Source organism: Streptomyces ureilyticus (genome assembly GCF_011045025.1).
In the GTDB taxonomy this organism is placed as follows: Bacteria; Actinomycetota; Actinomycetes; order Streptomycetales; family Streptomycetaceae; genus Streptomyces; species Streptomyces ureilyticus.
Genome location: NZ_JAAKZX010000307.1, coordinates 1 through 8,713, shown reverse-complemented (window position 1 = coordinate 8,713; position 8,713 = coordinate 1). Strand labels below are relative to the sequence as shown.

Annotated in this window: 7 protein-coding genes and 1 pseudogene; 5 read left to right on the top strand and 3 right to left on the bottom strand. The window is 70.9% G+C overall.

The window, feature by feature from the left end; translation table 11 throughout:
* The first annotated feature begins 63 nt into the window (after window positions 1-63).
* The 5 genes and pseudogenes from G6048_RS44740 (at window position 64) to G6048_RS44720 (ending at window position 5,127) form a co-directional block, all read left to right on the top strand.
* The gene (locus tag G6048_RS44740) at window positions 64-1,638 is read left to right on the top strand and encodes an AbgT family transporter (RefSeq protein WP_165345361.1); all 1,575 of its coding nucleotides are present in this window, start codon (window positions 64-66) and stop codon (window positions 1,636-1,638) included.
* Window positions 1,639-1,660: 22 nt separating this feature from the next.
* Window positions 1,661-2,797 (top strand): ArsR/SmtB family transcription factor, encoded by a 1,137-nt coding sequence (locus tag G6048_RS44735; RefSeq protein WP_165345360.1) that lies wholly within the window; start codon window positions 1,661-1,663, stop codon window positions 2,795-2,797.
* Window positions 2,798-2,939: 142 nt separating this feature from the next.
* On the top strand, window positions 2,940-4,139 hold the full coding sequence (locus G6048_RS44730) for a serine hydrolase domain-containing protein (RefSeq protein WP_165345359.1): 1,200 nt from the start codon (window positions 2,940-2,942) through the stop codon (window positions 4,137-4,139).
* Window positions 4,140-4,265: 126 nt separating this feature from the next.
* Window positions 4,266-4,352, top strand: a pseudogene (locus G6048_RS51225) (AraC family transcriptional regulator); the annotation flags it as partial.
* Window positions 4,353-4,497: 145 nt separating this feature from the next.
* Window positions 4,498-5,127 (top strand): proteophosphoglycan 5, encoded by a 630-nt coding sequence (locus tag G6048_RS44720; RefSeq protein ID WP_165345358.1) that lies wholly within the window; start codon window positions 4,498-4,500, stop codon window positions 5,125-5,127.
* Between the two features lie 43 nt (window positions 5,128-5,170).
* Here G6048_RS44720 and G6048_RS44715 read toward each other — a convergent pair whose 3' ends face one another.
* The 3 genes from G6048_RS44715 to G6048_RS44705 form a co-directional block, all read right to left on the bottom strand.
* Window positions 5,171-5,644 carry a hypothetical protein gene (locus G6048_RS44715; RefSeq protein ID WP_165345357.1) on the bottom strand — a complete coding sequence of 158 codons (474 nt, stop codon included), beginning with the start codon at window positions 5,642-5,644 and terminating at the stop codon, window positions 5,171-5,173.
* Window positions 5,645-5,715: 71 nt separating this feature from the next.
* On the bottom strand, window positions 5,716-6,822 hold the full coding sequence (locus tag G6048_RS44710) for an NAD(P)/FAD-dependent oxidoreductase (RefSeq protein WP_165345356.1): 1,107 nt from the start codon (window positions 6,820-6,822) through the stop codon (window positions 5,716-5,718).
* Between the two features lie 268 nt (window positions 6,823-7,090).
* The coding region (locus tag G6048_RS44705; protein WP_328828827.1) for a hypothetical protein at window positions 7,091-8,713 on the bottom strand (1,623 nt) is incomplete at its 5' end.

The window sequence follows — 8,713 nt, the reverse complement described above, 5'->3', positions numbered from 1 at the left end:
CCTCCCCTCCCCCCTCTCGCGTTCCCCCCTTCCGTCATCTCCCAGTCCTCACAGGAGGCCGCCATGAGCACACCTGACACCCGCCCCGAGGAGGTGCAGGCCGCCGAGCCCGACGAGGGGGGCCGTGGCTCCCGGCTCCTGGACCTGGTCGAGCGCGCGGGAAACGCACTGCCGCATCCGTTCTGGCTGTTCTGGATCCTGTGCGGGGTCGTCGCCCTCGCCAGCTGGGTGCTGAACGTCTCCGGGCTGCGGGTCGAGGACCCCTCCTCGGGTGATCAGGTCGGCGTACGCAACGCCCTGTCGGCGGACGCCGTACGGGACCTGGTCACCGGCGCCGAGGAGTCCTTCGTCACCTTCGGCCCGCTCGGCATCGTGCTGATGGTGATGCTCGGCGTCGCGGTCGCCGAACGGTCGGGGCTCTTCGAGGCCTTGGCCCGCCGCATGCTGTCGGGCCTGTCCCCGCGTACGGTCGTCCTGGGCGTGGCCCTGGGCGGCGTACTGGGGAAGTTCCTGTCCGACTCCGCGTACGTGGTCCTCATCCCGCTCGGGGCGGTGGCCTTCCGCGCCGTGGGCCGCTCCCCCATGCTCGGCATGATCGTCGCGTTCGTGTCCATCAACGCGGCGGGCGACGCGAACCCGCTGATCGCCCCGGGTGACGCGCTGTTCGCCTCCGTGGCCACCGAGGCCGCGCACCTCGTCGACAAGGACGTGACGGTCCGGGCGACGGACAACATGTACTTCACCACCGTCTCGGCGTTCGTCCTGGCCGGCACCATCGCCCTGGTCGTGGACAAGATCCTCGCCAAGCGCGAACACCGCCTGATCCCCGACGCGGACCTGGAGGCGGCCGCGGCCCAGCAGGTCGTCGCGGCCGGGGTCGACGACGCCACCGAGCGGCGGGCCCTGAAGCTGACGGGCCTTGCCGTGCTCGGCTACGCCACGCTGATCGTGCTGGCGATGCTGCCCGCCGCGTCACCACTCCGCGGCGAGGGCGGCGCGATCGTGGAGTCCACCTTCATGAACGCCATCGCCGTTTTCCTCACCGTCTTCTTCTTGCTGATCGGCGCCGTGTACGGGCGGCTCACGGGGCGGATCAGCGGGAGCCGCGCGATACCGGAGTTCATGGCGGACGGGGTGCGCTCGATCGCACCGTTGCTGGTGCTGTTCTTCGCGGTGTCGCAGTTCCTCGCCCTGTTCAAGTGGACGAACATCTCCACGGTCGTCGCCGTCGAAGGAGCGGATTTCCTACGGGAGTTGGGGGCGCCCACGCTGGTGCTGTTCTCTCTGCTGATCGTCGCGGTCGCGCTGATGAACCTCGTCATCACCTCGGGTTCCGCGCTGTGGACGCTCGTCGCCCCCGCCCTCGTACCGATGCTGATGCTGCTCGGCACCAGCCCGGCCACCACCATGGCGCTCTACCGCATCGCCGACTCCTGCACGAACTCCATCACCCCGATGAGCACCTCGTTCATGCTCTGTGTCGGCTACCTGCAGACGCTGCGCCGCAAGGCCGGCATCGGCACCCTGGTCTCCTTCACGCTGCCCCTCGCCATGATCATGCTGCTGGTGTGGGTGCTGCTGTTCTTCGCCTGGTACCTGCTGGGCATCCCGCTCGGTCCGGGCGCACCGGTTCGGTGAACCCCCGCCGTACGCTGACGGCGTGAGCATCGTCCTCGACCTCGGAGGGCTCGGCCCCGCGGACCTCGCGGTCGGGCCCTCCGCGCTGTCGGAACTGATGGCGAGCCTGCACGTGCTCGCCGAACCCGAGCACCACCCGGAGGCCGCCGGCTGGGCGGCCCGCGCCGCCGCGGCGGGACCCGAACTGCACGACGAGTTGTCCGTGTTCGCTCCGCTGTGGGCCCGATACCGCTGCCGCCTGTTCTTTCCCCGTACGTTGCCCATCGCGGCGAACCTGGACGAGGAGCTGTCGGCGATCGCGGCGCTGCCTGCCGAGGACTTCCTGGAGCTGGTGGCGCCCGGAGTCCTCGGCACCAACGCGCTGCCCGTGCCGCCGCCCGGCGAGCTGCGCGCCGGCACCGCCGCCGCGGAGGACTTCGTACGCCGCTGTCTGCGCCGCTCCTACGCCCGCGGCGAGCTGGCGCGACAACTGGTGGCGGCGCCGCTGGAGCTGCGGGACCGGCTGTTGGCGGCGCTGCGGGCCGCCGATACCGCGTTCTTCGCCGAGGACTGGAGCACCCTGCGGCCGGCCCTGGAGGACCACGCGCGGGAAGTACGCCGCCGGGTGGCGACCCTCCCCCTGGGTGCACCCTCGGCCGGGGGGACCCCCGTCGCGCTTCGCTCGCCCGCGGACATCCTCACCGAACTGCTGCCGACCGCGGCCCGGGTCGGGCCCGGGGAACGGGTCAGGCTGGACAAGCTGCAGATCGACGAGGTGAAGGTGGCCCCGCGCCCCCTCGTTCTCGTCCCGTCCGCCCGAGTGTGGCCGCATCTGACGGTCAAGAACGAGCACCCGTCCTGCGTGGTGGTGCAGTACGCGGCGCGCGGCACCACCCCGGCCGGGCAGCTGACCCTGCGGGACCTGCACCACCGCCTGATGGCCCTGACCTCGCCCGCCCGGATGGAGCTGTGCCGCCATCTGCTGGGCGAACCCATCACCACCTCGGAACTCGCCGCCCGACTCGGCTCCACCGAACCCCAGGTCTCCCGCGCCCTGCGCACCCTGCGCGAAGCGGGCCTGGTCCGCTCCACCCGGGACGGCAAGCTGGTACGGCACCGACTCGCCACGGATGTCATCCAGCGGCTGGGCCACGATGTCCTCGCGACGGTGGCGCGGTGAACTGGCAAGCGGAGTCGGGGACTTGGGGCTCCGCCGGGGGTTAACCCCACCTACGGTCCGGATGGCCGCCCCATCGCGCCGGCTCGCACTCTGCGGACATCGTGGAACGGCAAAGGCACAAGCCGTCGCAGGGGGAGCACACGTGATCAAGCACAAGCGCACGACGGGTGGCTTACTCACACTGGCCGTGGCGGTCGGTGTCGCAGTGGGCGCACCGACGGACAACGACGCACGACAGCAGAACGCCGCCGCCACGGTGGCCGCCGCCCAGTCCACCAACACCGCCGAGCACGCGCGTCTGCGTGAACTCCTGCACCGGCTGACCACGGTCGACGGCGCACCCGGAGCGCTCGCCGAGGTGCGGGACCGGCGCGGCAGCACGGTGCTGACCAGCGGTGTCGCGGACGTGAAGACCCACGCACCGGTGCGCCGCGACAGCAGGTTCCGGATCGGCAGCATGACCAAGACGTTCGTGGCGACGGTCATGCTCCAGCTGGTGGGAGAGCGTCGCGTCGTCCTCGACGCGCCGGTGGATCGCTACCTGCCCGGCGTCGTCCGCGGACACGGCAACGACGGACGGAAGATCACGGTTCGTCAGCTGCTCCAGCACACCAGCGGCGTGCCCGACATCCTCGACCACCTCAGGCCGCAGGAGATCCTCAAGGACCCGCTGGCCCACCACGACACCCGTGACCTCGTGAACATCGCGCTCGCCCATCCCCCGACCTTCGAGCCGGGCACCGGCTGGCGCTACTCCAGCACCGGTTACCTGCTGGCCGGCATGATCATCGAGAGGGTGACCGGCCACCCGTACGGCGAGGAGATCCGCCGCCGCATCATCACACCACTCGGCCTGCGCGAGACGCACGTACCGGGCGACGCCTCGGCGATCCCCGGACCGCACCCGCGCGGGTACGTGCGCCCCGGCGAGGACGCGCCGCTCAGGGACATCACCGCGATCAGCCCCTCGGTCGGTGGCGCGGCCGGCGAGATGATCTCCAGCGGCGGCGACGTCAACCGGTTCCTGGACGCGCTCGTACGCGGCGAGCTGCTGCGCCCCGCCCAACTGCGGGAGATGACGAAGACCCGCCCGACCGGCAACCCGGACGGCCGGGCGTACGGCCTCGGCCTGGAGAGCAGGCCGCTGCCCTGCGGCGGCCTCTACTGGGGCCACACCGGCGACTTCCTCGGGTACGAGACGGCGGCCGGAGCCACGGTCCACGGCAGGCAGGCGACGGTCATGGTGAACCTCGGCCCAGGTGCGTCGGACGCCCAGAGCGACGACATGAAGGCTGCCGTCCAGACGGCACTCTGCGAGGGCCGGCCTCCGGCCTCGCGGTAGTCCACCTCAGCGGATGGACTGGCCGGCTTCCCTGCCGGTGGCGCGGATCGACCACGTGCTCGGCAAGGGGGATAGAGGAATCCTGATGACGCCCGCCTCGCACTCACCGCCCCGTCCGGACGGCGGCTGAGCGTCTCCGAACTCGCCGCCCACTGGCACTTCGCCGACAGCAGCCACTCCATCCGCGCCTTCAAGAAGCAGTACGGCCGAACACCCGCCGATTACGCAGCCTCGACCAGGCCCGCCAAGAGCCGACCCGGCAGCGGACCGGGGGCGACTGTCAGTGGCGCGCGGTTGAATGGGCGCGGCCGAAACCGATCCGGGACGACGGTCGACTGGGAGAGAGGTGGACTCCACCATGGGGCTTGTGACGCTCGACCTGCCCGCGCCCGCACAACTGCGGGGCCGCTGGGCGGCGTTCGCCGTGGTGTGCGCGGCTCGAGGGTGGGGAGCCGATTGCTGTGCGCGCGGCTCCGTCTGGCACTTCGACGACGGGGGCGGCAATTGGGTGGACCTGCACCACGTCGGCGAAGGCCGCGCGGTCATGGTGGGCAACGACCATGAGTACTCGGAGACGTACTACGGCCCAGCGGCGGAGTACTTCGGCGAGGAAGAGACCGACCTGCTCGCCGGGGCACCCGACTGGTGGCGGCCGGTGGTGTCACAGGCGATGGCGGCGGACGCGTACGTGGGTTTCGTGTACGGCTTCGACGGCGCCCGGTGGCAGCGCGCCGAGTACGACCTCGCGGACGGCTTCCTCAGCGTCGGCCTGCCCGCTCTGAATGCCGACCGCATCCACAAAAGCGTCGTCTCGCTCACCCGGACCGCGCCGGGACTCGGCGGCGCGGAGCCTCGGACGGACGCCATCGACGCACTCATCGCGGCAGACGGCGACGTCACGGAGGCACACGTGACCGCCGTGATCGGAAAGGGCGGCTGGGACGCGGCGGCGGGAGCGGCGGCCGCGCGGGAGTTCCTGGCTGTCTGACCGTGACCCGCGCAGCGACCCCGGCGCCGGCGTCGCCCCGTGCTCAGTGCCAGTTCGCGGCGTCGTACATGTACACCACCAGAGCGCGTCCCTCGGCGCGCGAGGCGGCGCGGGCCAACTCGGTTGCGGCGGCGTAGTCGTACGCGTCCTCGGCGGCGGTCATCTCGGTCGGCGACGTCAGGATCCGGTATCCGCAGACGCTGCGCTTCCAGTTGTCCAGGTACAGCGTCTCGCCGGCGGGCGGGTCCACCGGGTCGACGCGAGGGTCGCGATGCGGCACCGGCCAGTCCCGTACGAGGTCACCATGGCGATGGATGGCCACCTTCTGGGCCATCCGAAGGATCTTGTAGCCCCACGGGATATACAGATGCAGATCGCGGTGACCGAACCAGGCGGGATCGGTGAACGCCGAGGTGGGCCGGTGGCCACCGAAGAGGACGTACTGCCTCTCGGTGCGCTCGCTGTCGAAGGGATCGACACGGTCCGCCTCATCGGGCGGGTAGGGCCAGTAATCCATGCTCCGGATGCTGCCAGGCCCCACTGACAACGCCGGGCGCGTGATGGCGTCAGGCGTTGAGTGCCGTGCGCTCAAGCCGCCGTGTACCCCAACTGCCGTCGCATGTACGGGGTCATGAGGTTCTTCGCCTTGGCCAGGGTGCTGGTGCGGCCGCCGAGGACCGCTGTCTCGCCGCCCGGTACGGGGAGCATGGTCACTCCGTCGGCCGCGCCGAAGGGGACGATGAGCGGGGTGCGGTGGATCGGGCGGTAGAAGCGGGGCTCCTTGCGGTGCTTGCCCGAACTGTGAAGGTACGTACGGATGTTGTGGGCGGCGAGGTCCGCCTGGGCGAGCGCGGCGGGGGTGAGTTTGAGCTCGCTGATGTCGTTCACGTCGCCGACCGCGAACACGTCCTTCCACCCTTCGGCCCGGAGCGCCTTGTCGACCTTGACCTGTCCGGCCGCGTTCAGCCAGTCGCCGTGCCCGGCCAGGCGCAGCCAGAGCGTGTTGGGGGTGGTGCCCGTGGTCCAGAAGGAGAGGTCGGCTTCGATGATGGTGCCGCGGGCGTCGCGGTACGTGCCGAAGTCGTATCCGGGGGACATGAAGGAGTCGAGCCGTACCTCCACGTCGTGGGACTCCAGCCAGTTGCGGGCCTTGCGCCCGGCCCGTGCGCTGCCGGTGGAGTGGAGCAGCGCGGGGCCGGAGTGGGCGAGCGTGACGCGGGCGTCCGGCCGGGCCAGCCGTATCTCGGCGGCGAGTTCGACGCCGGAGGGCCCGCCGCCGACGACGAGGGCGTGCTGGGCGGTGGCGATGTTCTGCTGGTGCTCGGCGAACGACTTGGCCGCCTCCTCCGGGGTGGTGCCGGTGAAGCGGGCCGGTTCGGGGTAGTCCGCGCCGGTGGCGATCACCACCACGTCGTACGGCAGCCGTTCGCCGGTGGCGAGCGCCACCTGCCGTTCGGTGGTGTCGATGCGGACCACCTTGCCCACCACCACCCGGCCGTTGGTGAGCAGCCGGTCGTACGGGATGAAGGGCGCCCCCGTCCACTCCGGGTCCACGCCGGCGCGCAGCGAGGCGACGCGATGGAAGAAGACCTCTTTGCGGTCGACCAGTGTGACGCGCGCCTGCCCGTCCAACCGTTTCGCCAGACGGACGCCCGCATAGCCGCCGCCGATCACCACTACGTGACGGTCCCGCACGTCAACTCTCCTGTGCCTTGTGGGGGGAACGAGGGCCGCGACACATGCCGCCGTGTTTCGGCCACCGACTGTTGGCGAGCGTATGACTTGAAACTTAAAGTTGTGGGCGTGTGTTGTGTGAATTCTGTGAAGTCACGGGACGGATGAGCCGATGTATGGGCCGTCGCGAGGAACGGTCCTGACGGGCTGGCAGGTTCGCACCCAAGACGGGACGATCAGGATGGTGCTGCGGCGGCTCCAGTGAGCCGCCGCGAAGGAGCCGGGTGAGTCAGACCCTCGGCTCCAGGGGCAGGGGCTCGATCGGCTCGATGGGGTCCGGCAGGGGAAGGTCGGGAAGTCCCGGGTAGCTGCTCCCGCTCACCACGTACGTGCAGTTGGTGTACGTGTAGCCGGGTTCGATGCTCATGCCGTCGGCCTCGTTCGTCACGTCCTCCGCGTCTTCGCCGGCGTACTTGATGAGGGTGTGGTACTCGCCGACGGGCAGGTTGAGAGAGTCGGTCGGGTAGGAGATGGAGCTGTTCTTGCAGGCAGCGCCCCGGGCCTCCGACTCGCTGGAGTACTCGGTGCAGCCGTCGCAGGCCGCGAGGGTGATACGGCCGGTGACCGGGCCGGTGTAGAGGAACTCCACCGCGGTCGGGGCGTCGTTGCTGATCTCCAGGGGCATCTTGGCGCCGCCCGGGCTACGGGACGGCGGCAGCTTCTTGCCCGCCTCGGGCCGCTCCTCGGCGATCTCCGCGGCGATGGCGATCTGCCGGGCACGCTTCGCGTTCTTGTTGTCCCCGTACTCGTCGGCGAAGGCGCTGAGCGTCTCGGCCGCCGCGCCGAACTTGTCGTCCTCGAACTCATCCACCCCGCAGGCGTAGGCGCCGGACTCCACCGCGCCCGCGGCGTCCGTACGCAACCCGTCGCCCGGGCTGCCCTCGGGCAGGTCGTCCATCGTCTGGCTGATGGCCTGCAACTCCTTGTTGGCCGGGCAAGGGTCGTTGCCCTTCAGCTTCTTGGACTGGTTCGCGATCTCCGCGCTGACGGCCGGTCCGACCTTGGCGGCCGGTTCCGAGTCGGCGAAGTCACGCAGGAGTGCGGCCAGTGCCCCGCCGTCCGCCTCCGCCTGGGTCACGGCGTCGGAGCCGAGGTTCGCGATGCCGCACTCGTAGAGCGAGGTGGCAAGGGGCTCCTCGGGCCAGGCGGCGAGGGAGCCGAGCCGCTGCTTGCCCATCGTGTCGGGCAGCTTCCACAGATACCGCAGCGGTTCCAGGGCCTCGCAGTACTCCTTCTCGCGGTACGGCGCCGCGACGGTGTCGTAGAACCGGTCGAGGCGGTCGGGGACGCGCTTGGCCGCCCGGCTGCCGGGATGGTCGTCGCCGAGCGCACGGTAGCCCTTCAGCGCCCGCTCGTAGTCGTCCTTCGCCTCGGCGAAGCCGCCGTCGCGCTGGGAGGCGGCGGTGACCAGCCGGTCCGTCTTCTCGAGCCGGTCGAGGAGCATCTGCTGGTACGCCTCTTCCCGCGCCGCCTCGTACCCCACGGCCCCTCCGGCCGGCACGACGAGCAGCACGAGCCCGAGCCCGGCGGCGACCGTCGACCGCCACGGCAACGTCAGCCGCGTACGGCGTCCCAGCCACGCCCCGTGGGCCGCGGCCACCACCAGTACGAGGCCGTAGGCCCACACCGCCCCCTCCGGCACCCCGTCCGGTTCGGCGGGCAGCGCGGCCACCAGCAGCCAGCCGGTCGCGACCCAGCACAGGGCGGCCTGCGGCCAGCGCTGCATGAGTACGTACCCGAGCCCGAGCCCACTGAGGTTGAACAGCCCCGCTGCCGCGGCCCGCCACGAGTCCGGCGGCACGGCATCCTCGGGCTCGTCCTCCGGCAGGGTGTAGGTCAGCCACTCGGAGGC